This is a genomic window from Bradyrhizobium sp. 1, assembly GCF_023073315.1.
Lineage (GTDB): Bacteria > Pseudomonadota > Alphaproteobacteria > Rhizobiales > Xanthobacteraceae > Bradyrhizobium.
This window is the reverse complement of sequence record NZ_JADPJH010000037.1, coordinates 226,836-250,242: the sequence shown is the minus strand read 5'-3', so window position 1 is coordinate 250,242 and position 23,407 is coordinate 226,836. Positions and strand designations below refer to the sequence as shown.

At 62.1% G+C, this 23,407-nt stretch carries 38 protein-coding genes, 2 tRNA genes and 1 pseudogene; 14 read left to right on the top strand and 27 right to left on the bottom strand.

The features are described from left to right. The first annotated feature begins 91 nt into the window (after positions 1 to 91). Positions 92 to 1,120 carry an AraC family transcriptional regulator gene (locus IVB29_RS35610; RefSeq protein WP_247508091.1) on the top strand — a complete coding sequence of 343 codons (1,029 nt, stop codon included), beginning with the start codon at positions 92 to 94 and terminating at the stop codon, positions 1,118 to 1,120. 74 nt (positions 1,121 to 1,194) lie between these two features. Here IVB29_RS35610 and IVB29_RS35605 read toward each other — a convergent pair whose 3' ends face one another. From IVB29_RS35605 to IVB29_RS35595, 3 genes are all read right to left on the bottom strand, one after another. Next, positions 1,195 to 1,500 carry a DUF3551 domain-containing protein gene (locus tag IVB29_RS35605; RefSeq protein ID WP_247508090.1) on the bottom strand — a complete coding sequence of 102 codons (306 nt, stop codon included), beginning with the start codon at positions 1,498 to 1,500 and terminating at the stop codon, positions 1,195 to 1,197. 238 nt (positions 1,501 to 1,738) lie between these two features. Beyond that, positions 1,739 to 2,233: an Lrp/AsnC family transcriptional regulator gene (locus IVB29_RS35600; RefSeq protein ID WP_247508089.1), complete on the bottom strand. Its 495-nt coding sequence runs from the start codon at positions 2,231 to 2,233 to the stop codon at positions 1,739 to 1,741. Positions 2,234 to 2,419: 186 nt separating this feature from the next. Further along, positions 2,420 to 2,725, bottom strand: a complete 306-nt coding sequence (locus IVB29_RS35595) for an ETC complex I subunit (RefSeq protein WP_247508088.1) — start codon at positions 2,723 to 2,725, stop codon at positions 2,420 to 2,422. 283 nt (positions 2,726 to 3,008) lie between these two features. On the opposite strand from IVB29_RS35595, the gene IVB29_RS35590 reads away from it, so the two are divergent. After that, positions 3,009 to 4,184: an OpgC domain-containing protein gene (locus tag IVB29_RS35590; protein ID WP_247508087.1), complete on the top strand. Its 1,176-nt coding sequence runs from the start codon at positions 3,009 to 3,011 to the stop codon at positions 4,182 to 4,184. Positions 4,185 to 4,207: 23 nt separating this feature from the next. On the opposite strand, the gene IVB29_RS35585 is transcribed toward IVB29_RS35590, so the two are convergent. Together IVB29_RS35585 and IVB29_RS35580 are read right to left on the bottom strand one after the other, a co-directional pair. Further along, the gene (locus tag IVB29_RS35585) at positions 4,208 to 4,399 is read right to left on the bottom strand and encodes a hypothetical protein (RefSeq protein WP_129275724.1); all 192 of its coding nucleotides are present in this window, start codon (positions 4,397 to 4,399) and stop codon (positions 4,208 to 4,210) included. An 851-nt stretch (positions 4,400 to 5,250) separates the two neighbouring features. Next, on the bottom strand, positions 5,251 to 5,430 hold the full coding sequence (locus IVB29_RS35580; protein ID WP_247508086.1) for a hypothetical protein: 180 nt from the start codon (positions 5,428 to 5,430) through the stop codon (positions 5,251 to 5,253). Here IVB29_RS35580 and IVB29_RS35575 point away from each other — a divergent pair. After that, complete coding sequence (locus IVB29_RS35575) at positions 5,420 to 5,857, top strand: hypothetical protein (protein WP_247508085.1); 438 nt, start codon at positions 5,420 to 5,422, stop codon at positions 5,855 to 5,857. The two genes, IVB29_RS35580 and IVB29_RS35575, sit on opposite strands and share 11 nt — an antisense overlap. Here the strand turns inward: IVB29_RS35575 and IVB29_RS35570 are convergent. Together IVB29_RS35570 and IVB29_RS35565 are read right to left on the bottom strand one after the other, a co-directional pair. Next, positions 5,808 to 6,533 carry an outer membrane beta-barrel protein gene (locus IVB29_RS35570; protein WP_247508084.1) on the bottom strand — a complete coding sequence of 242 codons (726 nt, stop codon included), beginning with the start codon at positions 6,531 to 6,533 and terminating at the stop codon, positions 5,808 to 5,810. The genes IVB29_RS35575 and IVB29_RS35570 overlap by 50 nt on opposite strands. A gap of 249 nt (positions 6,534 to 6,782) precedes the next feature. Then, the gene (locus IVB29_RS35565; protein ID WP_247508083.1) at positions 6,783 to 6,956 is read right to left on the bottom strand and encodes a hypothetical protein; all 174 of its coding nucleotides are present in this window, start codon (positions 6,954 to 6,956) and stop codon (positions 6,783 to 6,785) included. A 253-nt stretch (positions 6,957 to 7,209) separates the two neighbouring features. Here IVB29_RS35565 and IVB29_RS35560 point away from each other — a divergent pair, with 253 nt between their 5' ends. Beyond that, positions 7,210 to 7,872 carry a hypothetical protein gene (locus tag IVB29_RS35560; protein WP_247508082.1) on the top strand — a complete coding sequence of 221 codons (663 nt, stop codon included), beginning with the start codon at positions 7,210 to 7,212 and terminating at the stop codon, positions 7,870 to 7,872. A 225-nt stretch (positions 7,873 to 8,097) separates the two neighbouring features. Here IVB29_RS35560 and IVB29_RS35555 read toward each other — a convergent pair. The 4 genes from IVB29_RS35555 to IVB29_RS35540 all read right to left on the bottom strand — a co-directional run bounded on the left by IVB29_RS35555 (position 8,098) and on the right by IVB29_RS35540 (position 10,442). Beyond that, positions 8,098 to 8,174, bottom strand: a tRNA-Pro gene (locus tag IVB29_RS35555). Between the two features lie 74 nt (positions 8,175 to 8,248). Continuing rightward, positions 8,249 to 8,734: a DUF192 domain-containing protein gene (locus tag IVB29_RS35550; protein WP_247508081.1), complete on the bottom strand. Its 486-nt coding sequence runs from the start codon at positions 8,732 to 8,734 to the stop codon at positions 8,249 to 8,251. A 114-nt stretch (positions 8,735 to 8,848) separates the two neighbouring features. Continuing rightward, the gene (locus IVB29_RS35545; RefSeq protein ID WP_247508080.1) at positions 8,849 to 9,481 is read right to left on the bottom strand and encodes a cold-shock protein; all 633 of its coding nucleotides are present in this window, start codon (positions 9,479 to 9,481) and stop codon (positions 8,849 to 8,851) included. 199 nt (positions 9,482 to 9,680) lie between these two features. Then, complete coding sequence (locus IVB29_RS35540) at positions 9,681 to 10,442, bottom strand: Sir2 family NAD-dependent protein deacetylase (RefSeq protein ID WP_247508079.1); 762 nt, start codon at positions 10,440 to 10,442, stop codon at positions 9,681 to 9,683. Between the two features lie 284 nt (positions 10,443 to 10,726). Between IVB29_RS35540 and IVB29_RS35535 the strand changes: the two genes are divergently transcribed. After that, positions 10,727 to 10,891 (top strand): hypothetical protein, encoded by a 165-nt coding sequence (locus tag IVB29_RS35535; RefSeq protein WP_247508078.1) that lies wholly within the window; start codon positions 10,727 to 10,729, stop codon positions 10,889 to 10,891. 69 nt (positions 10,892 to 10,960) lie between these two features. Here IVB29_RS35535 and IVB29_RS35530 read toward each other — a convergent pair whose 3' ends face one another. Then, the gene (locus IVB29_RS35530; protein ID WP_247508077.1) at positions 10,961 to 11,248 is read right to left on the bottom strand and encodes a hypothetical protein; all 288 of its coding nucleotides are present in this window, start codon (positions 11,246 to 11,248) and stop codon (positions 10,961 to 10,963) included. 278 nt (positions 11,249 to 11,526) lie between these two features. On the opposite strand from IVB29_RS35530, the gene IVB29_RS35525 reads away from it, so the two are divergent. Next, entirely contained in the window at positions 11,527 to 11,757 is a 231-nt protein-coding gene (locus IVB29_RS35525; protein WP_247508076.1) for a hypothetical protein, read from the top strand. A gap of 89 nt (positions 11,758 to 11,846) precedes the next feature. Next, positions 11,847 to 11,972, top strand: coding sequence for a hypothetical protein (locus IVB29_RS38460; RefSeq protein ID WP_256466931.1), 126 nt, complete (start codon positions 11,847 to 11,849; stop codon positions 11,970 to 11,972). Here the strand turns inward: IVB29_RS38460 and IVB29_RS35520 are convergent. The 5 genes from IVB29_RS35520 to IVB29_RS35500 all read right to left on the bottom strand — a co-directional run bounded on the left by IVB29_RS35520 (position 11,969) and on the right by IVB29_RS35500 (position 14,351). Beyond that, positions 11,969 to 12,166 (bottom strand): hypothetical protein, encoded by a 198-nt coding sequence (locus tag IVB29_RS35520; RefSeq protein ID WP_247508075.1) that lies wholly within the window; start codon positions 12,164 to 12,166, stop codon positions 11,969 to 11,971. The two genes, IVB29_RS38460 and IVB29_RS35520, sit on opposite strands and share 4 nt — an antisense overlap. 132 nt (positions 12,167 to 12,298) lie before the next feature. After that, on the bottom strand, positions 12,299 to 12,694 hold the full coding sequence (locus tag IVB29_RS35515; RefSeq protein WP_247508074.1) for a hypothetical protein: 396 nt from the start codon (positions 12,692 to 12,694) through the stop codon (positions 12,299 to 12,301). Positions 12,695 to 12,921: 227 nt separating this feature from the next. Next, on the bottom strand, positions 12,922 to 13,062 hold the full coding sequence (locus IVB29_RS35510) for a hypothetical protein (protein ID WP_247508073.1): 141 nt from the start codon (positions 13,060 to 13,062) through the stop codon (positions 12,922 to 12,924). 364 nt (positions 13,063 to 13,426) lie between these two features. Next, positions 13,427 to 13,564: a hypothetical protein gene (locus IVB29_RS35505; protein ID WP_247508072.1), complete on the bottom strand. Its 138-nt coding sequence runs from the start codon at positions 13,562 to 13,564 to the stop codon at positions 13,427 to 13,429. A 490-nt stretch (positions 13,565 to 14,054) separates the two neighbouring features. After that, on the bottom strand, positions 14,055 to 14,351 hold the full coding sequence (locus IVB29_RS35500; protein WP_092031633.1) for an HU family DNA-binding protein: 297 nt from the start codon (positions 14,349 to 14,351) through the stop codon (positions 14,055 to 14,057). A 341-nt stretch (positions 14,352 to 14,692) separates the two neighbouring features. Here IVB29_RS35500 and IVB29_RS35495 point away from each other — a divergent pair, with 341 nt between their 5' ends. Then, the gene (locus IVB29_RS35495; protein ID WP_247508071.1) at positions 14,693 to 14,995 is read left to right on the top strand and encodes a hypothetical protein; all 303 of its coding nucleotides are present in this window, start codon (positions 14,693 to 14,695) and stop codon (positions 14,993 to 14,995) included. A 38-nt stretch (positions 14,996 to 15,033) separates the two neighbouring features. On the opposite strand, the gene IVB29_RS35490 is transcribed toward IVB29_RS35495, so the two are convergent. The 6 genes from IVB29_RS35490 to IVB29_RS35465 form a co-directional block, all read right to left on the bottom strand. Further along, positions 15,034 to 15,198, bottom strand: coding sequence for a hypothetical protein (locus tag IVB29_RS35490; RefSeq protein ID WP_247508070.1), 165 nt, complete (start codon positions 15,196 to 15,198; stop codon positions 15,034 to 15,036). Between the two features lie 6 nt (positions 15,199 to 15,204). Further along, complete coding sequence (locus IVB29_RS35485; protein ID WP_247508069.1) at positions 15,205 to 15,411, bottom strand: hypothetical protein; 207 nt, start codon at positions 15,409 to 15,411, stop codon at positions 15,205 to 15,207. A 157-nt stretch (positions 15,412 to 15,568) separates the two neighbouring features. Then, positions 15,569 to 15,874: a hypothetical protein gene (locus IVB29_RS35480; protein WP_247508068.1), complete on the bottom strand. Its 306-nt coding sequence runs from the start codon at positions 15,872 to 15,874 to the stop codon at positions 15,569 to 15,571. Between the two features lie 365 nt (positions 15,875 to 16,239). Beyond that, a complete protein-coding gene (locus tag IVB29_RS35475; protein WP_247508067.1) occupies positions 16,240 to 16,503 on the bottom strand; it encodes a hypothetical protein in 264 nt (87 codons plus the stop codon). Between the two features lie 5 nt (positions 16,504 to 16,508). Further along, positions 16,509 to 16,985, bottom strand: coding sequence for a hypothetical protein (locus tag IVB29_RS35470; protein WP_247508066.1), 477 nt, complete (start codon positions 16,983 to 16,985; stop codon positions 16,509 to 16,511). A 290-nt stretch (positions 16,986 to 17,275) separates the two neighbouring features. Next, positions 17,276 to 17,701 (bottom strand): hypothetical protein, encoded by a 426-nt coding sequence (locus tag IVB29_RS35465; RefSeq protein WP_247508065.1) that lies wholly within the window; start codon positions 17,699 to 17,701, stop codon positions 17,276 to 17,278. Between the two features lie 193 nt (positions 17,702 to 17,894). Here IVB29_RS35465 and IVB29_RS35460 point away from each other — a divergent pair. Next, positions 17,895 to 18,104, top strand: a pseudogene (locus IVB29_RS35460) (VOC family protein); the annotation flags it as partial. 512 nt (positions 18,105 to 18,616) lie between these two features. On the opposite strand, the gene IVB29_RS35455 reads toward IVB29_RS35460, so the two are convergent. Then, entirely contained in the window at positions 18,617 to 18,823 is a 207-nt protein-coding gene (locus tag IVB29_RS35455) for a hypothetical protein (RefSeq protein WP_247508064.1), read from the bottom strand. A 338-nt stretch (positions 18,824 to 19,161) separates the two neighbouring features. On the opposite strand from IVB29_RS35455, the gene IVB29_RS35450 reads away from it, so the two are divergent. From IVB29_RS35450 to IVB29_RS35440, 3 genes are all read left to right on the top strand, one after another. Beyond that, a complete protein-coding gene (locus IVB29_RS35450; RefSeq protein WP_247508063.1) occupies positions 19,162 to 19,560 on the top strand; it encodes a VOC family protein in 399 nt (132 codons plus the stop codon). Positions 19,561 to 19,997: 437 nt separating this feature from the next. Continuing rightward, a complete protein-coding gene (locus IVB29_RS35445) occupies positions 19,998 to 20,450 on the top strand; it encodes a VOC family protein (protein WP_247508062.1) in 453 nt (150 codons plus the stop codon). 302 nt (positions 20,451 to 20,752) lie between these two features. After that, on the top strand, positions 20,753 to 21,391 hold the full coding sequence (locus tag IVB29_RS35440; protein WP_247508061.1) for a glutathione S-transferase: 639 nt from the start codon (positions 20,753 to 20,755) through the stop codon (positions 21,389 to 21,391). 128 nt (positions 21,392 to 21,519) lie between these two features. Here IVB29_RS35440 and IVB29_RS35435 read toward each other — a convergent pair whose 3' ends face one another. From IVB29_RS35435 to IVB29_RS35425, 3 genes are read right to left on the bottom strand one after another with little or no spacing between them, the layout of a single operon-like run. Further along, the gene (locus IVB29_RS35435; RefSeq protein ID WP_247508060.1) at positions 21,520 to 21,687 is read right to left on the bottom strand and encodes a hypothetical protein; all 168 of its coding nucleotides are present in this window, start codon (positions 21,685 to 21,687) and stop codon (positions 21,520 to 21,522) included. A 5-nt stretch (positions 21,688 to 21,692) separates the two neighbouring features. Beyond that, positions 21,693 to 21,938 (bottom strand): hypothetical protein, encoded by a 246-nt coding sequence (locus IVB29_RS35430; RefSeq protein ID WP_247508059.1) that lies wholly within the window; start codon positions 21,936 to 21,938, stop codon positions 21,693 to 21,695. A 45-nt stretch (positions 21,939 to 21,983) separates the two neighbouring features. Then, entirely contained in the window at positions 21,984 to 22,238 is a 255-nt protein-coding gene (locus tag IVB29_RS35425; protein ID WP_247508058.1) for a PilZ domain-containing protein, read from the bottom strand. A gap of 227 nt (positions 22,239 to 22,465) precedes the next feature. Here IVB29_RS35425 and IVB29_RS35420 point away from each other — a divergent pair. Together IVB29_RS35420 and IVB29_RS35415 are read left to right on the top strand one after the other, a co-directional pair. Further along, positions 22,466 to 22,540 (top strand) — tRNA-Glu (locus IVB29_RS35420). A 100-nt stretch (positions 22,541 to 22,640) separates the two neighbouring features. Beyond that, positions 22,641 to 23,288 (top strand): hypothetical protein, encoded by a 648-nt coding sequence (locus IVB29_RS35415; RefSeq protein ID WP_247508057.1) that lies wholly within the window; start codon positions 22,641 to 22,643, stop codon positions 23,286 to 23,288. Positions 23,289 to 23,407 lie beyond the last annotated feature (119 nt).

Below are 23,407 nucleotides of genomic sequence, written 5' to 3'. Positions count from 1 at the left end.
GGGGACCGAACCTAACGGCATCACGGCCCTTCTGCAGTCGAAAAGGTTGCATTTTCCGCCAAACTTGGCGAGGATTTCCGAAAGGAATCCGATGCCTTTTCAGACCGCAACCGCGCTCCCACGCCGCGCCGTGACCCCCGCCGCCTTCGTCCGCGGCGTGGTGGCCGCCTATGCCAGATACGGCCGCGATCCGCAGGAGGCGCTGAGCCGGGGTCAGGTAGCGCCAGACCTTGTCAATTCTCCGGACGGGCGGGTGACGGCCGCCCAGTTCGAGGCTCTGGCCGGCCACGCCATGCGCGAGCTCGACGACGAGGCACTCGGCTGGTTCTCGCGCCGGCTGCCATGGGGCAGCTACGGCATGCTGTGCCGCGCCTCGATCACAGCCCCGACGCTCGAAGTCGCGCTAAAACGCTGGTGCCGACATCATCGCCTGCTCACCGAGGACGTGCTGCTCGACCTCGCGGTCGGCGAGGAGGCCGCGACCGTGTCGATCCGCGAGCTGCGCGACCTCGGACCGTTGCGCGAATTCTGCCTGGTCACCCTGCTCCGCTATGCGCTCGGCTTCTCCTGTTGGGCGGTGGACTCGAGGATCGCACTTCGCACCGCGGAATTCCCCCACCCAGAGCCAGGCCATGTCTCGGTCTACCCGACCATCTTTTGCCGGAATATCCGCTTCGATGCGGACCGCGCGTCCATCACCTTCGACAAGCATTATCTGTCGCTGCCGCTCACGCGCAGCGCCGCCGATCTCGACAGCATGCTCAAGGGCGCGTTGCGCCTGACCGTGCTGCCCTATCGGCGCGACCGGCTGCTGGTCGAGCGCGTGCGGCGCGTGCTGCGCGATGCGCGCGGACGCAGTCTCGGCGCCGAGGATGTCGCAAGCGAGCTGGCGCTCTCCACCCGCACCATGCACCGGCGCCTGCGCGAGGAAGCGACCTCGCTGCGCGACCTCAAGGAAGAGGCAAAGTTCGAGCTCGCCAAGCAGGAGCTGATGCGCGGGCGAGCGCCGATCAAGCGGATCGCGGAAATCGCTGGCTTCCGCAACGAAAAGAGTTTTTCGCGCGCCTTCCGCACCTGGACCGGCGCCTCCCCTCGCGAATTTCGCGGCCGGTATCGGTGAAGCCGACAAACAAATACGGCCTCCGCGATCGAACGCAGAGGCCGCATCGTTACGCCTGAACTGGAGATATCGGCTTAGTTCGAGGACGTGTCCCTGGCCGGACGCGTCTTCGCGCGGGTCTGCTTCGACTGGAATGCGAGCGCGTCGCTATTGGTCTTCTCATTGGTTTTCGCGCCGCCCGCCTGCGAGCACATGCCGCCGATGCCGGCGGACGCCTGACGGCAGGCTTCCATGGTCGGATAGCCACAGCCGTGGGCAGCCTGGTTGCCGTTGATGATGCAGTAGTCGTCGGCCTTCGCAGCCGGCGCCGTCACCATGAGAAACGCAGAGGCGAACAGCGTCGCGGCGGAAGCGGCGAACGTCTTCGAGGTCGAAATCATGTTGTCTTTTCCTGCTTCGGAGTCCCACGGAAGAGTCCTCGGCAGGCGGCGCACGCCAAGGTTCATTTACACCTTGCATGTAGGCGGGGCACGGAGGCCGACAATCGCGGTTCAGCGCATTGCAGGACTGTCTAAATAACATATCTCAGTTATATGAGTTACTAATGTATTTGATCGTTCAATACTTCTGTTTTACGGAAATTCCTGCCCTATCCATATCGGGAAGCGCGCAGTCGCTTTACCTCGCCGACACGGCCGCCACGCCCTCTTGCAACGGTAGTGGCACATCCTTCGCGACGCCCAGCACCGGGAAGCTGCGGACGTTCTTCACATCAGGCATCGCGGCGAAATGCAGCAGCTGCTGGCGCATGCTCTCGACGCTCGGCGCCACGCATTTCAGCAGATAATCAGTGTCGCCCGAAATCCGCCAGCACTGCTGGATGCGCGGGATCGCTGATATCGAACTCTCGAAGGCCTCCAGCACCGGCTGGGCCTGGCTGCCGAGCTGGATCGAGACGAACGACACCACCTCGTAGCCGAGCAGCCGCTCGTCGATGACGGCCCGGATCGCCCGGATCACGCCGCGGCTGAACAGCGATTTCAGCCGCCGCAGGCAGTTGGGTGCGGAGACGCCGACGCGCAGCGCCAGCTCGTTGTTGCGGATACGCCCGTCCTGCTGGAGCTCGGACAGTATCTTCAGATCGACGCCGTCGAGCTGGTCACGCCCGGCCATTCCCCCACCTCGTCATGGTCGTGTCATGACCGCCAACGAAGCACGGGGTGAAAACGCTGCCAAGGGTCTCGGCGCTGGATGCCTTCTCCGTCCTGGCCGGCCAAACGTGGATGCCCGGGACATCTGCGCGAAGACGCGCTTCGCGCTTTTGCCCGGGCATGACGATGTCTCGGACGAGAATGATCTTCAGTGCGTCCAGGGCTCGCCGCGCCGGAACGAGAAATTGTCGGAATACGCGACCGGGCGGCGGATCGAATCCTGGGGCTCGATCACCTGGTAGGCGATGCCCTTGCGCTCGCAATAGGCGACGGCCTCTTCCTTGGATTGGAAGTGCAGGGTGATCTGCTGCTTCATGTCGCCCGACGAGGTCCAGCCCATCAGCGGCTCGACCGAGCGCGGCTGCTCCGGCTCGTAGTCGAGCTGCCATTCCTTGGTCTTGGACCGGCCGGATTGCATCGCGTTCTTGGCGGGCTTGAAAATGCGTGCGGTCATGGGTGGTCCGGGCCTCGTCTTTTCGTTCGAATTCGATGCGTCACGGTAGCGGTTGGTGGAAACCGCGGGCATAGTATAGAGACACCTTTCGGGAACTGATCGGTGATTCCGGGCCCCCGGATGCCTCGTCGACGGGTATAGTCATTATGCTGCACCGTGACAATTGCGTACCCGCCGTCCGCCCGGGGGATCCCGCCCGGCACCCCCGCCTCACCGCCCCCAAGAATCCGTTCCCCAAGAATCCGCCCCTCACGCGTCCGTCCCCTTCGAAAGCTCCCGTCGCATGGCCTTTTTGAACGTCAGCGCAACGCTCCCCGAGAAAGGCCGCGACCTCAGGCTCGACCTGTTTCGCGGCGTCGCCAACTGGGCGATCTTCCTCGACCACATCCCCGACAACGTCGTGAACTGGATCACGACGCGCAATTACGGCTTTTCCGACGCCGCCGATTTGTTCGTCTTCATCTCCGGCTACACCGCCTCCTTCGTCTATGCGCGGATGATGCTGGAGCGCGGCTTCATCGTCGGCGCCACGCGGCTGACCAAGCGGGTCTGGCAGCTCTACGTCGCCCACATCATCCTGTTCGTGATCTACATCGCCTCGATCAGCTATCTCGCGCTGCGGTTCGGCGATTCCGACATGATCAACGAGTTCAACGTCGCCGGCCTCGTCGACAATGCCACCGAGACGCTGCGCCAGGGCCTGTTCCTGCGCTTCAAGCCGCTCAATCTCGACGTGCTGCCGCTCTACATCGTGCTGATGGGGCTGTTTCCGCCGGTGCTGTGGTTCATGCTGCGCAAGCCCGATCTGACCATGGCACTGTCGATCGTGCTGTGGCTCAGCGCGCGCCATTTCGGCTGGAATCTGAACGCCTACCCGGCCGGCCAGTGGTACTTCAACCCGTATGCCTGGCAGGTGCTGTTCGTGTTTGGCGCCTGGTGCGCTCTGGGCGGGGCGCGGCGCTCGGGGGCGGTGATCAACTCGCCGATTACGCTGTGGTTCTGCCTCTCCTATCTCGCCTTCGCGCTGGTCATGACCATGGCCGGCCGCTTCCCGACCCTCGCCGCCATGTTCCCGGAATGGCTGTTCTCGGCCTTCAACCCGAACGACAAGACCAACCTCGCGCCCTACCGCTTCATCCACTTCGTCGTGATCGTGATCCTGGTGATCCGCTTCGTGCCGAAGGAATGGCCGGGCCTGGAGTGGAAGGTGTTCGATCCGGTGATCGTGTGTGGCCAGCAGTCGCTCGCCGTGTTCTGCGTCGGCGTTTTCCTGTCCTTTGTCGGCCATTTCGAGCTGTCGATGAGCTCGGGCTCGCTGTTCGCGCAGCTCTTCGTCAGCATCGCCGGCATCGCGATCATGACGACGGTGGCCTATTACATCTCGTGGTCGAAGAAGCAGGACAAGCCGCTGAAGCCGCCGGCCAAGCCCGCGGCGAGCGCGCCCGCAAAGGCCGCCTGATCCCGCGCGGCGGCGAACCCGGCTCAGGCCGCTTCGCTGTCGTACTCGGTGAACTTCTTGTAGATCCAGTCGCGGCCGTCGTGGCGGCGCCAGACTTTTCCGACCACGAGCTGCCCGTTGATCGAGCGGCGCGGCACGATCACGGTCCAGAGGTGCCAGATCTCGGTCCAGCTCGATTGCGGATGGACGGTTTTGACGTTGCGATCGAAAGACATGACGCAAAACTCACAGGATACGCGCGCCGCGACGAACTGTGATCCCTGTGTGAGCACCTGAAACAGGCAGCCCGTCGCGCGCCTTGCGGACCTGATCACAGCCATCGAGGCAGCCGCAACCACGGCTTGCCCTTAACCTAACTGATCAACCTTACTTCTCCTGTATGGGTGGCCAGAGCGGTTGAAAACCGGCCCCGATTTTTCTAGAGTGCATGCACAATTTGAGAATGTCCGTGCCGTTTTTGGCGCGCGTTTGCAATTTTGAACTGACGCGAATTTTTCAAAAGTGTTGACCGGCCGGGGGCGACCACAATGAATTTGCAATGTGCATGTTTGCGCCTGGCGGTGCGATCGACGCCGCCTGCACCGCTCATCCGGACGGCCATTCAAGAACCGCCGAAGGCCGCCAACGACAATCATCTGGTCTGGCCGTATTTGCCGTTTCCGCTCGGCTGGTACGCGACGAACTAATCGAGCTTCGCTCGAAAACGCTCCGGAAAAGCGCAACGCCGCGCAAGCGGAATATCATCGCTTGGCGGCGTCCGTTTAGGTATTGGGCGCTGAAATCCCCAACACTCATATGTCTACGGCGACAGCCAAAGGTTCGATGAATCCGTGCGAATTCTGCGCCCGTCGAACAGCGCCAATGCCTTGAAAAATCGCGCAGAAGTCGCGTCGTGCAGGGGATGAGCGCCCAGGCTTTGCAAGGCCCGGGCCGGGTTCACGCAAACGTCCCGGGACGCAATAGGCCGTGTGCCCGCTCCGGATCGGCGCGTTGCGCCGACCTCTCCCGCGAGCGGGAGCGGTGCACCGATCCCGCGGCCAATCATTCAACCCAGGCTCATTCTGCTTTACATGCCGACGCTGGCGCTGGATGCGCTCTGGGCATTCGAGCCGAGCGAGCCCTGCGCGTTGTAAGTCTGTCCCGCCTGACTGCCTTGGCTACCTTGACTGTTTTGCGCGCTCCCCGACGTCTCGACCTCGGTGGTGCCGTCGGAATAGGTGATCGTCGTTGTGGTGATGCCGCCCATCGTGATGGAGACCTCGCTGACGACGGTTTTGGCCGAGCCACCGCCGCCCGACCTCGAGCTTCCGCCCGCCGATTGCGAGGATGATGTCGCTGACGTCGACGACGTGGCCGATGTCGAGGTCGTCGCCGACGTCGATGATGCCGTTGATGATGATGACGTGGCGGTCGATGTGGACGTTGTCGCCGCCGCGCTGGTTGATGCAATCGCACTGATAGACATGAAAGCCTCGCCTGAGGGAGCCCCGGGCGCAGCGACGGTTGCGCGCCCTATTCTCCCCTTCAACGCGGCAGCCCTGCAAAGCAGGCGACGGCGGTACGGAAATATCGATTGCCAGGTATTTCCGTGTCCAGGCTTCGTCCCGGCAGTCCCCGATCACATCAATAGTGGTAGTTCACGCCGACCGTCGCGGCATGGATCGTATCCTTGAGATGGGCCACGGTGACGCCTTCGACGGGGCTGATCAGTTGGATCGGGCCCTTGGTGCCGAAGTCGTGGTAATTGTATTCGACGTTGGCCGACCAATTTTGCGCAAACGCCCATTCGACGCCGGCGCCCAATGTCCAGCCGGTCCGCATCACCGACGCGCTGGGATCGATCGCGAAACCTGCGGCCGGACTGATGTAGGCATCATCGACCTTCTCGTGAGTCCAGGCGACACCGCCCCGCGCATAGAACAGCCAGCCCAGGCCATAGGCGTAGCCGAGCCGGCCTGTGACCGAGCCCAGAAAATCGTTCTTGAGGCCGAACTGCGACGGCACGGCGAGATTGCCGAGCGCGGGAAATCTGACACTGCTGCCATGGTGGCTCGACAAGCTCGCACCTGCGGCACGGCCCTCGGCGCCCACGACCCAGTTCGATGCGAATTGATGGTCACAGCCGATCTGTCCGCCGCCGACGAAGCCGGCCGCGCCGAAATCGAGTGTCCCCCCGGCGCTGTTGATCGTGCGATCGTCGCTCGCGGCACCACCGAGATGACCGCCGACATAGCAACCGGTCCAGTTGAATGTGACTGGAGGCGCAACAGGCACCTGCGCATAATCAGCCGCAGACGCCGTCGTCGCGGACAGGGCGAGAATCGCCGCGCCGCATAGAGCTCTAAACATGTCCTGACATTCCCCGTTGCACGCGCGGAGACATTGGCACGCGAGGCTGACGCGGAGGTTGTGTGGAGGACAAGATGTCGCGGGGACGATCTGCCGGCTTGATCGCAATCAGCCGCGACGACCGCGGGGGAGTCCACGAATCGAAGCAGAGGTAAATTCTCGATCCGGGCCGCGGAACGCGCGCGCTATTGCACGTCGTGGGAGTGGATACCCCCGCGGATCACCTTGGCCTTCTTTGCTTTGGTCATGTCAGTCGGTCGCGGCATCGTCTGAATCAGAGGGGGGATCGGTGCTACGCGGTCCCGCCTTGTTCGCGTCGAATGCGAGATCGTCGATCAGCTTCAAATGGGCCTGCAGCCTCTCAGCATCGGCCTCTGCATGGATATCCTTCAAGCCCTTGTTCGGCTTTTTCGTTTTATCCATAGTGGTCCCGCCCCACCTGCTGTGACGGCACGTACCAAGCATTTCCCGAACTAACAAGTTGAAATGCGTCAAGTTGCCTCGGGACGCGACGTCACCTTGCGGATATCCGCAGAGCAACGCGTTTCAACGGCGTAGCAGGGCGTCGCCTTGGTTGATCAACCAAAATTGTTCTCTTTTCGGGCTATACAATTCCAAATGTTTCTGGCTGTGTCCGTCGCGTGGTACAACCAGAAACATCGGGACGAACCCGCTCATGCGTTTGATACAAAGACTGCGTAGACGGCTTTTCCCGCCCCGAGACGTCATCGAAGGCTACGAAAACCAACAACTGATAGAGACCATCTATCATAAGACGGTTGCCTATCGGCCGGAGGGCAATTGGCCGCTCGTCGCGAATTCGACGGCCGTGCTCGATTTCGGGGGTGGCGCAGGCATCCACTACAAGCTCGCGCGACTGCAATCGCCGGGTATCCGTTGGGCCGTTGTAGAAACGCCGGCGATGGTTGATCGGGCCAGTCAATTGGCGACCGACCAGTTGATGTTCTTCGATGACATCCAGAAAGCTGCGGACTGGCTTGGAAGCATCGACCTGATGCATTCGAACGGCGCGATCCAGTATGTCGGGGATGCACTCGAAACCGTGAAGGCGCTGTGTGCGACGCGGCCAGCCAGGATGGTCTGGTATCGCGTGCCGATCGGTGACGCTTCGAAAGTCGAGGTGCAGACCTCGCTGCTCAGCAACAATGGTCCCGGTGAGCTGGAACTGGGGAGTGACAAGCTGGTCAAGTATGCGCGCCATTGGATTCCAGCAGCACCCTTTATCGCGGCTCATAAGGGATACCGGCTGAGCGAGAGCGGACCGGATCCTCGCGAGCGGGGCACTCAAGAGTTCAGCTTCGTGCTCGCCAGCGATTGAAGTTGTTTGCCGGCTCCAATCTGATCGACCGCATGGGGCGACGTCAGCACCACATCGATGACCTCGCACGGCGACGCCGGGGAGCGCGCCGGCCTGCTTGAGATGGCGGCGAACGCTAGAGCTGCAACGGATAGTTGCGCCCTGCCCGCACCTTCCATGATCTTGCCAATTCAAATTTCTGGGAAAGTCGGACCGGTCTTTTCTGTCGTAACTCTTTGAAAAGGCTGGTCGGGGCAGCTGGATTCGAACCAACGACCTGCAGTACCCAAAACTGCCGCGCTACCAGGCTGCGCTATACCCCGAATGTCCGGCGAGCCCCGTCGATACACGCTTCCAGGCGGGCCAGCAAGGCTGGCAACGCCCCCGCCGGCTGGCCCTATTTGCTGCCGAACAGCGGGTGGCCGACGCGGTCACCAGCACGGATGCCGTATTTCTGCGCCGTTCCCGCCACCACCTCCAGGACGGCTCGGGCTGGCCCCCGGGACGAGACGATCTTGGTCGACAGCGGCTCGGTGTTCTCGGCGACGCGCAGGATGCGGCCGTCGGCGCGGATGAAGATCATGTCGAGCGAGACATAGGTGTTCTTCATCCACATCGACACTTCCTGCTCGGGATTGAAGTCGAACAGCATGCCTTTGCCGTCGGCCAGCTCCTTGCGATACATCAGGCCGGTCTGCTTCTCCTGCTCGGTCGTCGCTATTTCGACCGAGAACACCTGCACCCCGTTCTTCGTGACGATCTCGAGGGGCTGAAAGTCGGCGGCGCCAACAGGCGCGCTGGCGACGGTCAGGCCTGCGATGACGAGGAAGGCGGCAAGCCAGCTCCGGGCAAAGCACCAGGCGGCCGTTCGATTGAAATTCATGGGGGCACTCAAGGCGTGGGAACGGAACAGTCCTACGCGGCGACCGCCGGAAAAGCCAGAGGCGCGCGGACCAGCCGGCGCGCCTCTGCTCACGATTGCGGGAATTGGGATGCGCTAGTGCGACTGCAGTCCCGGCGATCCGGTCTCGGGATGGATCTCGGCCGCCATCATGCCCTTGGAACCGGGCCCGAAGCGGACCAGCACATATTGGCCGGGGCGCAATTCGGTCATGCCGAAGCGACGCAACGTCTCCATATGCACAAAGATGTCGGGCGTGCCCTCGCCGCAGGTCAGGAAGCCGAAGCCGCGCAGCCGGTTGAACCATTTCACCTGGGCCCGCTCGAGCCCGCTGGTCGCGGTCACAGTGACATGGGTGCGCGGCGGCAGCATCTGCGCCGGATGGATCGCGGTCGATTCGTCCATCGAGACGACGCGGAAGGCCTGGTAGCCCTTGGCGCGCTGGATGCACTCGACGACGATGCGGGCGCCCTCGTAGGCGGTCTGGAAGCCGTCGCGCCTAAGCACGGTAACGTGCAGGAGCACGTCGGGCCAGCCATTGTCGGGAACGATGAAGCCGTAGCCCTTTGAGGCGTCGAACCATTTGATGACGCCGTGAACCTCGACGAGGTTGGCGCTGGCCTCACCTAACCCGGTGAAAGGGCTGAGCGCGCTGTCGCGACCGCCGCCGTGCTCGCCGACCGCGGGAACTCCGATCTTCTTGGACTCAAATCCGTCCGACGACCCCATAACCCCGGACCCCACACCTGCCATGCAACCCGCCACATTGGCGGCGCTCGAATCACGCGTCTTAAGAGAATGTTCTCATTTCGACGCGACGCGAATCTTTCGACTCAAAAGATAACACTCCCGGTTGCGACGCATAGACAAAAAAGAGATTCGCCGGAACCTATGAACAGCTTGCACAGCCGCGAATCAAATTAACGCCTCAATTCCCGACAAAGGGTCCGAGAGTCTCGCCGATGTCGTGGCGGATGACGAGGTCGGCAATATCGTCCTGCTCTGTCGGCTCGCGATTGATGATCACCAGACGTGCACCGGCGTTCTTCGCCATCATCGGAAATCCCGCCGCCGGCCACACGACGAGCGAGGAACCGATCGCGATGAAGAGGTCGCAATGCCGCGACAGTTCCGTTGCACGCTGCATTTCATCCTCGGGCATCATCTGACCGAACGAAATCGTCGCGGTCTTCACCGGCTCGTCGCACACGGTGCAGTCAGGCGCGGCGCCGTCGTCATCGAAGCGGCGCTTCACCCAGTCCAGCTGGTAGGCCTGCCCACATCCGATGCACCTCGCAAAAGTTGTATTCCCATGAAGTTCAATCACGTGCTTCGCGGCGAAGCCCGAGGCCTGGTGCAGGTTGTCGATGTTCTGGGTGATGATGGCCGGAATCTTGCCGGCGCGGTACAGCGAGGCGAGTGCGCGATGGCCGCGGCCGGGCTTTGCCGCCGCAAACACCTCGTCCATCGCAAAGCGCCGGCGCCAGGATTCATCGCGGGCCTCCTGGCTCGCGACGAACTCGCCGAACTCGATCGGCCGGTAGCGCGTCCAAATTCCGCCCGGCGAGCGGAAGTCGGGGATGCCGCATTCGGTCGAGATGCCGGCGCCGGTGAACGGCACGATGGTCTTCGCTTCGGCGATCATGTCGCCGAGACGTTCAACGCCGCTGCGAAGATCCGATGCAATCATGAGCGGCCTCCCGATTTGGTTTTGCGCTAGCTGCGTCGCGCACAAGCGACAAGATTATTGACGCTGTTATCCACTGCCAAAGAACTCACGAAGCAGGACTCGCGAGCAGGACATGGGGCGGCAATTTTTTCCGATCTTCGCTTATCACAATCCTGCAATGCCGCCTCCCCATTGACGCCCCAATCAGAAGCGCCAATGCATGTGTTGACGCGACTCAACGTGATTGCGGCGGCAGTGCGTGAGTTCAGTAGTGCACACATGCTCACGTGTAGAGGGGATTTGATATGACCGAGGACGAACAACGCAAGATCCGCGAACGCGAAGAGATTGCCGCCCGTGTCGCCGCCTTCCGTGCCACGCAAGAAAAATTCAAGCGCGAGCGCGACGAGTATTTCGTGTCGACACTTCAGAATGCCCGCAAGGTGGAACGGCCCTCGCTCTGGCCGTAAGACCAGTTCCGATCGGCACACATGAAAAAAGCCCGGAGCAGCGCTCCGGGCTTTTCGTTTGTTTGGCCGTTACCAACGGCGGTAGTAGTGGCGGTGTCCGTAGTACGGCCCGTCGCCATAATAGGCGTAAGGGCCAGGACCATAGCCGGGGCCGCCGTAGTAGCCGTAGCCCGGTCCATAACCATATCCATACGGATGCGACGCGGCGACCGCACCCGCGGTGATCGCGCCGGCGGCCAGACCAAATGCGAGGCCCGGACCGATGCCGCGACCGCGCGCCTCGGCAGGAGCCGGCGCTGCGATTGCGGTTACGCCTACCGCCGCAACGGTAGCCAGGACAGCCAATGTCTTCTTCATGATCCTCTCCTTCATATCTGGCGAGACAACGCACCCCACTGGCGATGGTTGCGCGCGGGCGGAACCGAAGGCCGTCAAAAAAACGCGCCTGCAGGGGAACGAAAGCGCGCGGGCCGGATTGGGTTTACGAGTGCGGAGCCTCCGCTATCCGGTAGAGGCGACAGCACCAAAGCCCCGTCAGTATCCTCCGCGATGCTGGCGGGGTTTTAAGTTGAGCGGGAGCAAATGGCAGCAGGCATCAATTGCTGCCAGCGGGACGGAGACGCGAGGAGGAGAGATTGCCGATATCTGCGTTGCTGGCCCGCATCCGCCGGCTCGTCCCCCGATCCGGCGACGAGCATTACGACGAGATCGTCCGCAGTTTCGGCGTAGGCGCGCTGCGCCCGCCGCCGACGCCGATGACTGACGGCGAACTGGCGCGCGCCATCGCCGAGTTCCTCAAAGAGGCGCCGTCGAGCAAGTCCGTTGCGACCCTCGGCCGCCGGCTCGATCCGTCCTCTCCGCTGTAGGCGGGTTTCTGTCACGGCCGGGAACAAGCGTTTCGCGCCCACGTTGAGGTCGTCTTCGCGCAAGCGAGACCCGACCTGTGAGATCCGATATGCCTGCCTGGCTCGAAATACTGCTCAACCTGTCCGGCTATGCCGGCTTCGTCGCGCTCGCGCGCCGCGGCGCCTCGTGGCCCGCTGCGCCCGCCGACGATCAGGCTTACTTGGACCAACGCTAGTTCGTGTGCGGCGCCTGGCCGGCCGTGCGCACCAGCCGGTCCGCCTTGACCGCAACGCGCGTGTCCTCGAACTGCGGCCGCAGCGAGAAGCTGATCACCACGAAAGCGAGACAGAAAAGCGTGCCGACGATGGCGACGCGCCGGTAGGTGTGGCGGTCGCCTTGATAAAAGGACGGTTCTGAAAAAGGCGTCATGGCAAAATCGCTTCTGGCAAAATCGTTTCTTGCTTGTGTTTGCCAGACACCTATCCCAATCCGCTGCAAGCGCAACGCGATTGGGCTTTTAACCTAACCGAATAGGGTTATCGGGATCCGCGCAAGCTTTCGTTAGGCGTTTGCAAGCCGCTTCAAGGTGGCGCGAAAACTCAGGCTGCGATGGCCTGCCACCAGCACGGTGCCGAACACCTCGGCCTCCTCGTCGCGATACGTGCCCGAAAAGCCGCTCGTGACTTCCTCGCCGCCGAACAGCGGCCGAACCAAGCTATCGGCGAACGGCGTGTGCTGGTTGGTGGCAAGCTCGCCCTTCCAAGTGCCTTTCTCGGACGTGCCTTTCTCGGAAGTGCCTTTCTCCGAAGTCCCATTGCCGATCGTGTACGAGCCGCGCGACCAGAAGTAAGGCCCGCCGCCGAGCAGCACGCCATCGCGCAGGATCAGCACGCCGCTGTCGCGGCCCTTCACGCCGTCGAGCATGTGGATGTGGATGGAATAAAGGCCGTTCTTCATGTCGCGTCCGCCGCTCTTCGCGACGATAGCGCCGGCGACGGCGAGCGTCGAGACGGTGATGCGACGGTGATGGCGTTCGCCAACCGGCTTTGTTCCAGCTTCGCCCGCATTTCGTTCTCGCAGAACGAATCGGACTCGAAGAAATCGGCGCGGAGCACCTCTTAACAAATTGTTTGCACGCAAACGAACGCGAGCAAACGAACGCGAAGATCACGACAAGCGCACGATCACATCGCGCCGTCGGAGCGCGATCGCGGCGGTGGCACTTGCGGCACCGACGGCCTGGCTTTGTGCAAGCGCGGGTGCCGGCCGTACCAGAACAGCTTCGCGATCTCGAGGAACATCTCGAGAAACCAGCACGTATCCATGTCGCTCTCCCTCGTCACTGTGTAACGAGGACGGGAGAGAAGGACTGTGCCGGGAATCACGGATGTGCGCCGATGTCCCGCATCGACACAGAAGCCACGGCTTGTTCTGCATCCGACTCCATTCCGTTCCCAAAGAACGAATCGGAGTCGAAAAAATCAGCGCGAAGCGATTCCTAATGATCGATGAAATCGATCATTGTGATGGCTTCGGCGACAGACATCATCGACGACAAGAACCGTGGGGCGACTGCAAACAGACAGCGCCGCTACACGTGCGTCTCGTGAAGAGGTCCGGCGAGGCGCCAACTCGAAACAGGATCGCGCTCGCCGGTTGCCGCGTGCCGCCGATGTCCGCCGGCGCTCGTCAAGCCGCTTTCTTCACTTTGTCTTTCTCGGAGAAGCATTCGAGGATCTGGATGCGCAGCTCTTCCGCTGCCGGGCCCTCGACCTTCCTGAGCTGGTTCCAGAGCCTGATCACTTCGCGCTGTTTCTCGATGGACATGGGTCACCTCCAAGGTGGCTCATAAGAACAAAATGAGAACAAAAAGTCCAGCCCCTTGCGCGCGATTTCCAGCGCAAATCGTCCTGAACCTTTTGAGCAGCGCACAGACCCATGGAGGCTGGGGATTTCAGCGCCCAGTCTTATCGCAGCGCCGCCTGACGAACATATTCCGTCATCGCGGCGCTGTTGCTTTTTGGATTTTCAACCTTAAGTTAGACGTCACGGCTGACGGCCAGGCGCTGAAATCCCATTGCCGTCAGTTTGGAAAGCCCCGTGCGAAAGCGCGGGGTTTTCTCTTGAGGGAGCGGGCGATGAACCTTTTTCGACGCCGGCGCGTCTTATCATTGAAGCCTCCCCCAGGCTTTCCCCCATCAGAAAGCCCCGCTCCCCCCAGGCGGGGTTTTCGCTTTTTGGCCAGACAACAAAGCCCCGCTCCGATGCGATCGGAACGGGGCTCTGGGCATGCTCAGGCGATGCGCGATGGTCTGGATCAGACCGAGTCCTTGGCGACCTTCAGCGGCGAGGCCTTCACCGACTTGCTGGCGGGCTTGGCCGCAAACTGCATCGGCTCCTTGGTGAAGGGATTGACGCCCATGCGGGCTTCGGTCGCCGGCTTGTTCACGACCGACATCTTCACGAAACCGGGAATAACGAACTCGCCGGACTCGTTGAGCTCCTTGTAGCCGACCGTCGCCATGTACTCGACGACCGACTTGACGTCGTTCTTCGAGAGCTGCGTGCCCTCGGCGATCGCATCGATCAATTGTGTCTTCGTCATCTTCGCCATGTCTGGAATCCCTTTGTGCGAGCGAGCAAATTTCTGCTCAGGACGCGGCTGAACCACGCAGCGCGCTGCCGATTCATGCCGGAGGTCATGAAGTCACGGGGCTTAAAACCCATCGAGGCCCAAAACACAAGCCGCGGTCAACGCGGGTTCCGTGGTTTTATCACCAGGCCGGGGCGTCGACCGGGCTTGAGTTGTTGGCGGAATTGACGGGTGCGCCGGTCCCCCTGGCCCATCCCGTCACTTCGTTGGTGAAACTTGTGGCCGGGCCTGCGCTGTTGAGACTTCAGTAACCCAACGCCGCCAAGCTCCGTTCAGTATCGTTGCGTTGGAGTGTGACCACAGTGCTGGATTTTAACGAGCTGCGTGAACTCGCAGCGGATGTTCGCGTTTTCGTCGACCTTGCCGAAGACAAGGCGGAAGCGCTGAAAGCGGTCGTCGCGGCCTATGACGTCGTGCTCGCGATCTTCCCCTCGCAACAGGGCATGGGCCTTCACGTCATCAAAGGCAAAGAGGTTTTGGACGGGATTGCGACGTCACGGACGCACGCGACGTACAGCCACACCGCCATCGCGGTCCCCGATCTCGCGCATGCGGAAGCGCTCAAATATTTGACGATCCCCGCCGAACAGCGGATGGCGGCCTAGCGCGAGGCGACGCCTTTCGTCGTCGCGAGGGTCCCTCTTCAGTGCCCCCACAAGGCGAGCGCAAAACCAAGCGCGATGAAGCCAAGGCCGATGATGACGGTCGCGATTTCGGCCGCGTTCTCCACGCTGAACAATTTGACGATGAAGGTCCCGACCGCGCTCAGGACCATCTCGAAGATCACGCCGAGCAAGGTATCAAGCATGGCCGCTCATCCGGCCTTGCCGTGGCGCACATCGTGCACCACATCGCCGATGGTGCTTCCGACCACCATCGCCGCGACGACAGGCCAGCCGGCCGACACCAGGAGGATGGCGTCGTAGCGCATTCCCTCGCCCGGATGCTTATAGCTATCGAGGCCGGCGAGGACGAGCACCGCGACCAGACCGCCGACCAGATATCGTTTGAACCATGTCATGGCGAAATGCCCTCGTTTCCAGGCATTCGTCGCCTCAGCCTTCACCCGGGTTCATCAGGCCGGTCATCCCCGCGTCGTCAGGAAATTCCCGACGATCACGCTGCGCCGCCCGCACCTTGCGGTGGCGACAGCATGCGCTGCCGGCGTCATCGCAAACCTAGACGGCCTCGACGGAACGCGCCGTCGCGATAGTCGAGACTGGGGGACGCATCGCGACGCGCGAAGGTGTCGGCCGCCGCCGTGGGACGAACAGGCTCGCGACAATAATGGGGTCGGTATCGCCCAGCGCCGCCCGTTCCTGAGCGAGGCCGCTCATGACCGTGCGCATCTTGAGGACCTCTCCCGCCACGAAGGTGCAGTCCTCGTCCCGGTTGATCTGCTCATGCATGATGGCCTCGGCCCCACGCATGCTGACACGCAACGCCCTGATCACGCGCCGAATTTCACTGATGCGGTTGTCCATGACTTGCTCCTTGCTGGACGGCCAGCATAAGAACAAATCATGAACAAAAAGTCAAGCCCTCAAGGTCGGGCAAACCCAGATTGCGACTACATTCGCTCCCGCATGTCCCTGGTCGCGAAGTGGCATCCAACCGCCACCAGCACCAGAGTAAACGTCGAGCCGAGCAGAACTCGCAAAACCAATTCCGTCTGCTCGCTCACATAGCGGACGTCGTGTCGGTGGCTGTAACGGACGGGATGCGCGGCATCAGGCAGCTCGGGAGAGCTTGTCAGAAGCACGAGCCACGCGACGGTCCCGCAAAGCGCCAAAACCCTCGCAATCTTTCCGAGCCTTTGGAGCCAGCGCATCGTGCCACCGAATGTGCTTCAGCAAGTCCTCGGGCTCATCAGCGGCATGAGCGCGCTGAAAAGGCCGAAGGTCCCCAGACCGTAAGCGAGCGCATTCACGGCCCACGCAAGAGCGACGCCCATGAAGGCGGGGCCCCCGACCGCTCCCCAGAACACATACGCCGCGCTGATGCCGGGCCACTCAAGCGACAGAAAAGCGAAGTCGGTGAGCGGCTCGATGACGAGGAGCGCCGCCGAGATCAGCGCCCCGATGGCCAATGCGATGATGATGGTGTGCTTCATGCAGCTTAGTCGTGTCGGCGTCGGCGGGGTTCAACTGCCGAAGGGGGTACGCTGCCGGTGTGGTGGACTGCACTGCATCGTAATCCCGGGGCTGCTTTTTCGTGTGAGCGCAAGCGGTTCATCGCCCGCAACGGAAGCCACGATCCGAGCACCACGACGATCGCAGTGGCTGCGACCAGCGCATACTTCACGGGATCCTCCGACGAGTCGAGCGGCCCTTCGATGGGCAGATATGGCTCGATCGCGTCAATGGACAGTGCAATGAGAATGAACGCAGCCACGCCGCCAATGATCGAAACGACAATGCAGATGCCACGCCGCATCTCGTCACGTTCCCTAGATTTCGCCTCGTGAGCCGTCACGCCAAGTATGATCAGGACAAGGACGAGCAACATGCTCATCGGCCCCCCGACGCTGGACCCCGGCCCGAAACGCTCCAGTGTCAGCATGGCCGCGATTGCGAGCAGTATGATCGTCGTCACGGCACTCCTCCTCAATGCCCCGGTGAAGCGTCCGCAGAGCCGATCGCGCTCAGCAAGCCTTCGAGCATGGCGGTTGGTCGCAGCCGGCTTTGCGGAGGTTCAGGCGCAAGCGCCGCTCACCGGTCGAGGCCGAATTGCGGTGTAGTGCACTCAACTCGCGCTTAAGCGCCACGCATGGAGTCCATCACCGATCCGGCGGGCCATCTAAATTTGGTGCACTGTCACTGGAATTATCGTGTCTCACTTGAGGGGTGCAGTCCAGCACTGTCACCGTAACTTCCGTTTTAGGACTACAGGCCCAGTAATATTTTAAGCACGCCGCCCCACACCACCGCAATGACGATCAAGGCTAATCCGATTAGCCACATCACTTGCGTATAAAGCCTAATGGGCACGGACGATGGACGGTCGTAAACTTCCTTACCGGGTACCAATCGCTGTTCCAGCTTTAGGACTCTAATGTCGTAGTCCTTGACGTGCCGCCAAACAAAGTATGTCGCCGCCAATCCGCATATATTCTGGGTAATGAACATTACCGGCACTAGCCAAGCAATGCCGTTGAACGTTCCAGTGATCGACGTTGACGCTCCCATCCAGCCCATGGCGGCAAAATTGACCGTTCCGAAAAACGTAAACCAGCCAATGAAGAGCGTAAATATATGCTGGATGTATTTGTGAAGCTCATCGAGCCGCCGCTCGGCTTGTGCCTTATCCATTTCTCGCCCGTCCGTTGTCCTACAATGCAGCTTTTGATTGAGTGTTACTAGTACTAACGCCCAACTTCTAGGTGCACAACGGTCCAGTCCGTGCTTCACACGTGCCCTGCCCCTCCTCCCACTTTCCTGCTATCTCCTTCCCCCGCCGTCCCGGCCCAAAGCAAAACCCCATCCGTTCAAGGGAGCCCCACCCATGCGATACCTCCACACCATGCTGCGCGTGCGCAATCTCGATGTCGCGCTGAAGTTTTACCAGGATGCGCTGGGGCTGAAGGAGGTGCGGCGGATCGAGAACGACAAGGGGCGCTTCACGCTCGTCTTCCTGTGCTCATCGGACGATCTCGAGGCGCTGAAGAAGCAGCCGCAGACGCGCGGCGCGCCGCTGGTCGAGCTCACTTACAATTGAAATTACGGTGACAGTGCATTAAATTAATCGGCATCGCGTGCCTCGAAGCTCGGGCAAGAGCCAATTGAGTGCACTGCCAACGTAATTTTAAGCCTAGCAAGAACCGCAATGCCGCAGCGACTCCAGGAGCGTGAATCCAAAAGGGCCGCCCTCATTGGGAACGACTCCCGGCTGTCGGAATTGCCGGTCTGAGGTGTCGGCATTCCCCCCCTGCATGCCGACGCTGAAAGCCTCGTGGCGCCGCCCGCCGCGGGGCTTTTCTCGAGGAGGCCAGCATGAGCGACCGGACCGGCAATGAACCTGCACCCCTGCTGCTTTTCGGATTGGCAATCATTCCGATGATTGCGGTATTGGCGTGGTTCGCGTTTTAGAGGCTTCGAACTTTTTCCGCGATGGGGCGTTTTATCGTGGAAGCGTCCCTAAGCTTCACCCCATCAGAAAGCCCCGCTCCCCCCAAGGCGGGGTTTTCACTTTTCATCGTCCGAACAAGCTGTGCAGCAATCGAAAATTCAGGCCGTTTGCTTGGGATGTCGAAGGCCGATGCGCGTGCCGGGCAAGTGAATCCCGAGCTCGTGCGCGCGCGATCGGATCGACGCCATCGGGCGCTTCAGCTTGACGATGATCAAGGTCAGACTCTTGCCTGCCTCCGCCATGCTCCTGAGCGTCCGGTCGTCGTCTTCCGACCAGCGGGCTTTGTCATACGTTCGGGCAGCCATTCGCATTGCCTCTGTGGCCAATGAGGCAGGCCTGGTTCTCGGGGAATAGGAAGGACCCAGCTCCGGGGCTGTTAGGCCGGGTCAGTTGAGGAGCGGCTTGTTACGCTGCCGCCTGACCGAGAGATAATGGTAAGGCACTGATGTTCAATTCAGTTACTGAAATGTAATCGAAGGTCATTGCCGAGAGCATGACGGCGACAGTCCGGCCCTGTCATCGCAAGTCATGCCCGTTTGCGCGGTCGGCGCGGCATCGTGACTGCTGACATCAGGGTGGCAGCATCGGTGTGCGACCAGCCACGCCATACCGCTCAAATCTGCGGCCAACCACAGGACATGCCATGAAGTTCGCCTCCACTCGCCTGATCGCCAACGACATCAAAATCATGGTTTCGTTCTACGAAATGGTCACCGGAGTTTCCGCCGAATGGCTCGCGCCGGTGTTCGCCAAGATCGCAACGCCGGGCGCCAACCTTGCCATCGGCGCTGCCGAGACGGTCGCGCTCTGGAAAGAAAAGAGTGCCGAGCCCGGCGCCAACCGCACCGCCGTGATCGAGTTTCAGGTTGAAGACATCGATGCGGATTATCAGCGCCTGAAAGACAAGGTTACGCTGGTGCATGAGCTGAAGACGATGCCATGGGGTAACAGGACGTTCCAGTTTCGTGACCCCGAGGGGACCGCAGTATCACTCTTCATGCCGCCGAGCGAGGAGGCCGGAAAGCGCTTCGCTGCGCGATAGGGAGGTGGCAGCAGATCGGCTCGCACAATGTTTCCGGTGGCGCGTGTGCGGCACTGGATCTGCATTGAAAGTGCATTCAGTTCGCGGGCTGACGTACTTGATCACGTGACAGTCCAGCACTGTCACCGTAATTGCTACTTCTTGAAGAATGCCAGAACACCGAAAATGCTGCCAATGAGCGCGAGGGATAGCGTTACCCTCTGCGCCCAGAAGTCCCAATCAGCCTTTTGCTCAGCTCTAATGTCAGCTCAAAGCTTTTGGGAGAGGCAAGATAGAAATATCCGCGGCTGAATCTCCCAATATCTCGAGCCGATGCTTGGCCGGCCTGCTTCTCCTCGTCGTGTTGCCCCCTGCCCCTCCTCCCGCTTTCCTGCTATCTTCTACCCCCGCCGTCCCGGCCCAAAGCAAAACCCCATCCGTTCAAGGGAGCCCCACCCATGCGATACCTCCACACCATGCTGCGCGTGCGCAATCTCGATGTCGCGCTGAAGTTTTACCAGGATGCGCTGGGGCTGAAGGAGGTGCGGCGGATCGAGAACGACAAGGCGCGCTTCACGCTCGTCTTTCTGTGCGCGACGGACGATCTCGAGGCGCTGAAGAAGCAGCCGCAGTCGCGCGGCGCGCCGCTGGTCGAGCTCACCTACAATTGGGACGAGGAGACCTACGGCGAGGACCGCTTCTTCGGCCATCTCGCCTATGAGGTCGACGACATCTACGCCACTTGCGCGCAGCTGCAAAAGGCCGGCGTCACCATCAATCGTCCGCCGCGCGACGGCAACATGGCCTTCGTCCGTTCGCCCGATCTGCACTCGATCGAGCTGCTGCAGAAGGGCGAGCCGAAGGCGCCGGCCGAGCCGTGGTTGTCGATGCCGAACACCGGCCATTGGTAAGCACCAGCCGTTGGAACAAGCCCCCGCCGCGTGCGTTCACTCCTCGACAATGCAATTTGAGGAGGACGACATGGGACGTGGATTGTTGTTGTGGATGCTGGGCGTGCCGATTCCGGTGATCCTGCTGCTGTGGCTGTTCTTCGGCCGCTGATCGACAGGCTCGCTTTCAACGAGTTCGCCTGCAACGAAAGCTCCGCCGATGGCGGAGCTTTTTGCATAAGGGCTAGGTGCAATCGCGCATCGCTCAGCTAAACGAATTCCGCTATCACCCGCGCGAACAAAAAATGCCGCGGGAGGACTTCATGCCGGACCAAAAGCTCACGATCTGGGGCCGCGCCAATTCGGTCAACGTGCAGAAGGTGCTGTGGTGCCTGACCGAGCTTGGCCTCGCCTATGAGCGCATCGACGCCGGCATGGCGTTCGGCAAGACCCGCGAGGCCGACTATCTCGCGATGAACCCCAATGCGCGGATCCCGACGCTGGTCGAGGGCGACTTCGTGCTGTGGGAGTCGAACTCGATTCTGCGCTATCTCTGCCTCGCGCATGGAAGCGGTACGACGATCTATCCCGAAGCGCCGAAGCTGCGCGCGAGCGTCGATCGCTGGCTCGACTGGACGCTGTCGATGGTGCAGCCGGTCGACCGCCCGGTGTTCTGGGGCATCGTGCGCACGGCGCCCGCTGAGCGCGACATGGTCCAGGTGCAGCGCGATGCGGACGCCGCCGCCGAGGTCTGGGCGATCGCCGACCGCCTGCTCGCCACGCGGCCGTTCATGGACGGCGATGCGTTCACGCTCGCCGATATCGCTGTTGGCTCCTATGCGCGCCGCTGGCTCGGCGTCGAGGGGATCACCCGTCCGGCCCAGCCGCACCTGACGCGCTGGCTCGCCGAGTTGGCCAAACGCCCCGGATTTGCACAATTCGTCGCACCGCCGATGTCGTGAGCCACTGGCGTGGCATAAGCTCTTTGAAGCGCGCGATGAATCGCCGTTCTGGCGCGAGCGAAAATGATCGCCGCCGCACTTGACGGCTACTGTGCATGGGGTTGTTTTCGCGGTTTTTGTTTGGGGCCCTAGTGCCAGCCACGCTCGACCAGCAGCACGCAGATGATCAGCACCAGCGTCACCACTGCAGTCGCGAGCTTTGCGGTCCAGCTGAGGCCACGCCCGACCCACCACAGCAGCGCGCAATACATCACGAAGGGGACGATGATGTCGGGCCGCATCAGGTCCGGCGGCACGGGCGTCAGCGCCTGACCGTGGTCTCGACGCTGATCGAGCCGCCGATCTTCACGCAGGTGCCGGTCGCCTCGACCATAGTGAAGCCACGGCCATAGGACGCGCAGGAGCCCGCCTTCGCGGTCCCCGCCGCGCCCTTCAGGGGTAACGTCTTGCCCGCCTGCGCAGGCTCGGCGGCCGGAAGGCGCAGGCCCTCGGCGGCCGCAGCCGACGTCGCCAATAGCGAGATGAGGATGAGGAGCGGCGCACGCATGCCGCCGTTCTAGCCCGGACCGGCGCGACGCGCCATCCGCGCCAATCAGACGAACTTGACGCCGGCCGACTTGCCGCGGCGCCAGACCACCTGGCAGCTCCGCCCGGTGCGGGCATCGCGCGCGAACGCCATCCGGATGGTGCCCGGCAACTGGCTGGCGTCGTCGTCCATGGTGATCTTGGCGCCCGTCGCCGAGATGTCCTGGACCAGGCAATGCCGCGCCGCGAATCCGCCCTCGAGCGTGATCCAGGCGTGCTGCGACAGCGATTTGCGCGCTGCGCGTTTCTTGGGCTGTGGCATTGGCTCAAATGTCTCCGGTTCCAGCGCTAGCTCAGGGAGCCTAAGAAACCGTTGAAACGGCCGTTCGAATGTCACGGGGAGCCGGCTGTCCACCGGTGCCAAAAGACCGTTCCCGAACGGCTTGCCCGGCGCCCGAAAGGCCATTATACGTTCGCCCGCTGCAGGCCGCCGGGCACGACTCGGCCGGCCCGCGGGCTTGCCGCCAAATGCGGCCGGGCCCCGCGTTTGCTCCCTTCGTCTATCGGTTAGGACGCCACCCTTTCACGGTGGAGAGAGCGGTTCGATTCCGCTAGGGAGCGCCATCATCCGGGCCACCGGATGACGCAGCGAAATCCGCCGCCCCACATGAACCTCCCTGCCCCTGACGGCCGACCAATGCCCATTGGAACTGGTGCAGGACCTATGGCGCAGCGCAAATCCCCCTCGGACGGCGAGACCGGCGCTCCCGCATCGGCGCCGCCGCCCTGGATGCAGCGTGCCACGCCCTACGCACCGGAGCGGCGCGCCAGAATGCTCGAGCACATGGCGCGCGCCAGGTCGCTTCCGCAGCGCCAGGCCGCAACGGCAGCGTCGCGCACGAGCAGCATGGACCTTCTCGGCGATGCGTTCGGCTACGCGGTCCTGTTCGGCGCCGTCGCCCTGGTGTTCCAGTCGCGCATCCCTCTCTACCTCGGCGCCTTTCTCTTCCTCGACGACGGCGACCGCATCGAGCTTTCGCTTGCAAGGATCGGCATCCGGTTCGAGCCCGATACGATCGGCCCCGACATCGTCAAGGCCTTCGCATCGCTGTTCGGATGGTTCGCGTTGCTCGCGGCGTTGAGAGCGCCCGCCCCCGCCTGGCTCGCCGCGTGGATGCCTCCGGACACATCGTGGTCCTTCATCGCCGGCATCGCGCTGGCGCTCGCCATCGTCGAGGCGCTCGCAACGCTGGCGATGCGGCGCGCAATGCCGTGGTTCGGATTTCAGGCCAGGCCGAACAACCTGACCTGGACGGCGATCAAATTCACCTTAGCCGTTGGCGCACTGGCTCTGCTGGTGCTGCTCGGATGACGCGATCGTGAGCGCGCAGGCCGCCTGAACGCGGCGCTATGCCGCCCGCTCCGGCCCGCGCGTTTACCGGAAATTTACCCCTGCTATTTGAAGCGCGTATCATTTGCTTAGAATTTGAT

Excerpts from the sequence above, each read along its gene's own strand:
- IVB29_RS35510 (WP_247508073.1), bottom strand. The coding sequence starts at position 13,062 with ATGGATACGTGCTGGTTTCTCGAGATGTTCCTCGAGATCGCGAAGCTG.
- IVB29_RS35445 (WP_247508062.1), top strand. The coding sequence starts at position 19,998 with ATGCGATACCTCCACACCATGCTGCGCGTGCGCAATCTCGATGTCGCG.
- IVB29_RS35440 (WP_247508061.1), top strand. The coding sequence starts at position 20,753 with ATGCCGGACCAAAAGCTCACGATCTGGGGCCGCGCCAATTCGGTCAAC.
- IVB29_RS35430 (WP_247508059.1), bottom strand. The coding sequence starts at position 21,938 with ATGCGTGCGCCGCTCCTCATCCTCATCTCGCTATTGGCGACGTCGGCT.
- IVB29_RS35565 (WP_247508083.1), bottom strand. The coding sequence starts at position 6,956 with ATGGATAAAACGAAAAAGCCGAACAAGGGCTTGAAGGATATCCATGCA.
- IVB29_RS35455 (WP_247508064.1), bottom strand. The coding sequence starts at position 18,823 with ATGGCTGCCCGAACGTATGACAAAGCCCGCTGGTCGGAAGACGACGAC.
- IVB29_RS35480 (WP_247508068.1), bottom strand. The coding sequence starts at position 15,874 with ATGGACAACCGCATCAGTGAAATTCGGCGCGTGATCAGGGCGTTGCGT.
- IVB29_RS35415 (WP_247508057.1), top strand. The coding sequence starts at position 22,641 with ATGGCGCAGCGCAAATCCCCCTCGGACGGCGAGACCGGCGCTCCCGCA.
- IVB29_RS35500 (WP_092031633.1), bottom strand. The coding sequence starts at position 14,351 with ATGGCGAAGATGACGAAGACACAATTGATCGATGCGATCGCCGAGGGC.
- IVB29_RS35585 (WP_129275724.1), bottom strand. The coding sequence starts at position 4,399 with ATGTCTTTCGATCGCAACGTCAAAACCGTCCATCCGCAATCGAGCTGG.
- IVB29_RS35545 (WP_247508080.1), bottom strand. The coding sequence starts at position 9,481 with ATGGGGTCGTCGGACGGATTTGAGTCCAAGAAGATCGGAGTTCCCGCG.
- IVB29_RS35540 (WP_247508079.1), bottom strand. The coding sequence starts at position 10,442 with ATGATTGCATCGGATCTTCGCAGCGGCGTTGAACGTCTCGGCGACATG.
- IVB29_RS35570 (WP_247508084.1), bottom strand. The coding sequence starts at position 6,533 with ATGTTTAGAGCTCTATGCGGCGCGGCGATTCTCGCCCTGTCCGCGACG.
- IVB29_RS35600 (WP_247508089.1), bottom strand. The coding sequence starts at position 2,233 with ATGGCCGGGCGTGACCAGCTCGACGGCGTCGATCTGAAGATACTGTCC.
- IVB29_RS35475 (WP_247508067.1), bottom strand. The coding sequence starts at position 16,503 with ATGAAGCACACCATCATCATCGCATTGGCCATCGGGGCGCTGATCTCG.
- IVB29_RS35520 (WP_247508075.1), bottom strand. The coding sequence starts at position 12,166 with ATGACGCCTTTTTCAGAACCGTCCTTTTATCAAGGCGACCGCCACACC.
- IVB29_RS35465 (WP_247508065.1), bottom strand. The coding sequence starts at position 17,701 with ATGGATAAGGCACAAGCCGAGCGGCGGCTCGATGAGCTTCACAAATAC.
- IVB29_RS35550 (WP_247508081.1), bottom strand. The coding sequence starts at position 8,734 with ATGAATTTCAATCGAACGGCCGCCTGGTGCTTTGCCCGGAGCTGGCTT.
- IVB29_RS38460 (WP_256466931.1), top strand. The coding sequence starts at position 11,847 with ATGCCTGCCTGGCTCGAAATACTGCTCAACCTGTCCGGCTATGCCGGC.
- IVB29_RS35515 (WP_247508074.1), bottom strand. The coding sequence starts at position 12,694 with ATGAAGAACGGCCTTTATTCCATCCACATCCACATGCTCGACGGCGTG.
- IVB29_RS35535 (WP_247508078.1), top strand. The coding sequence starts at position 10,727 with ATGACCGAGGACGAACAACGCAAGATCCGCGAACGCGAAGAGATTGCC.
- IVB29_RS35605 (WP_247508090.1), bottom strand. The coding sequence starts at position 1,500 with ATGATTTCGACCTCGAAGACGTTCGCCGCTTCCGCCGCGACGCTGTTC.
- IVB29_RS35575 (WP_247508085.1), top strand. The coding sequence starts at position 5,420 with ATGCCGCCCATCGTGATGGAGACCTCGCTGACGACGGTTTTGGCCGAG.
- IVB29_RS35530 (WP_247508077.1), bottom strand. The coding sequence starts at position 11,248 with ATGAAGAAGACATTGGCTGTCCTGGCTACCGTTGCGGCGGTAGGCGTA.
- IVB29_RS35425 (WP_247508058.1), bottom strand. The coding sequence starts at position 22,238 with ATGCCACAGCCCAAGAAACGCGCAGCGCGCAAATCGCTGTCGCAGCAC.
- IVB29_RS35595 (WP_247508088.1), bottom strand. The coding sequence starts at position 2,725 with ATGACCGCACGCATTTTCAAGCCCGCCAAGAACGCGATGCAATCCGGC.
- IVB29_RS35450 (WP_247508063.1), top strand. The coding sequence starts at position 19,162 with ATGAAGTTCGCCTCCACTCGCCTGATCGCCAACGACATCAAAATCATG.
- IVB29_RS35590 (WP_247508087.1), top strand. The coding sequence starts at position 3,009 with ATGGCCTTTTTGAACGTCAGCGCAACGCTCCCCGAGAAAGGCCGCGAC.
- IVB29_RS35485 (WP_247508069.1), bottom strand. The coding sequence starts at position 15,411 with ATGACATGGTTCAAACGATATCTGGTCGGCGGTCTGGTCGCGGTGCTC.
- IVB29_RS35560 (WP_247508082.1), top strand. The coding sequence starts at position 7,210 with ATGCGTTTGATACAAAGACTGCGTAGACGGCTTTTCCCGCCCCGAGAC.
- IVB29_RS35490 (WP_247508070.1), bottom strand. The coding sequence starts at position 15,198 with ATGCTTGATACCTTGCTCGGCGTGATCTTCGAGATGGTCCTGAGCGCG.
- IVB29_RS35505 (WP_247508072.1), bottom strand. The coding sequence starts at position 13,564 with ATGTCCATCGAGAAACAGCGCGAAGTGATCAGGCTCTGGAACCAGCTC.
- IVB29_RS35580 (WP_247508086.1), bottom strand. The coding sequence starts at position 5,430 with ATGGGCGGCATCACCACAACGACGATCACCTATTCCGACGGCACCACC.
- IVB29_RS35610 (WP_247508091.1), top strand. The coding sequence starts at position 92 with ATGCCTTTTCAGACCGCAACCGCGCTCCCACGCCGCGCCGTGACCCCC.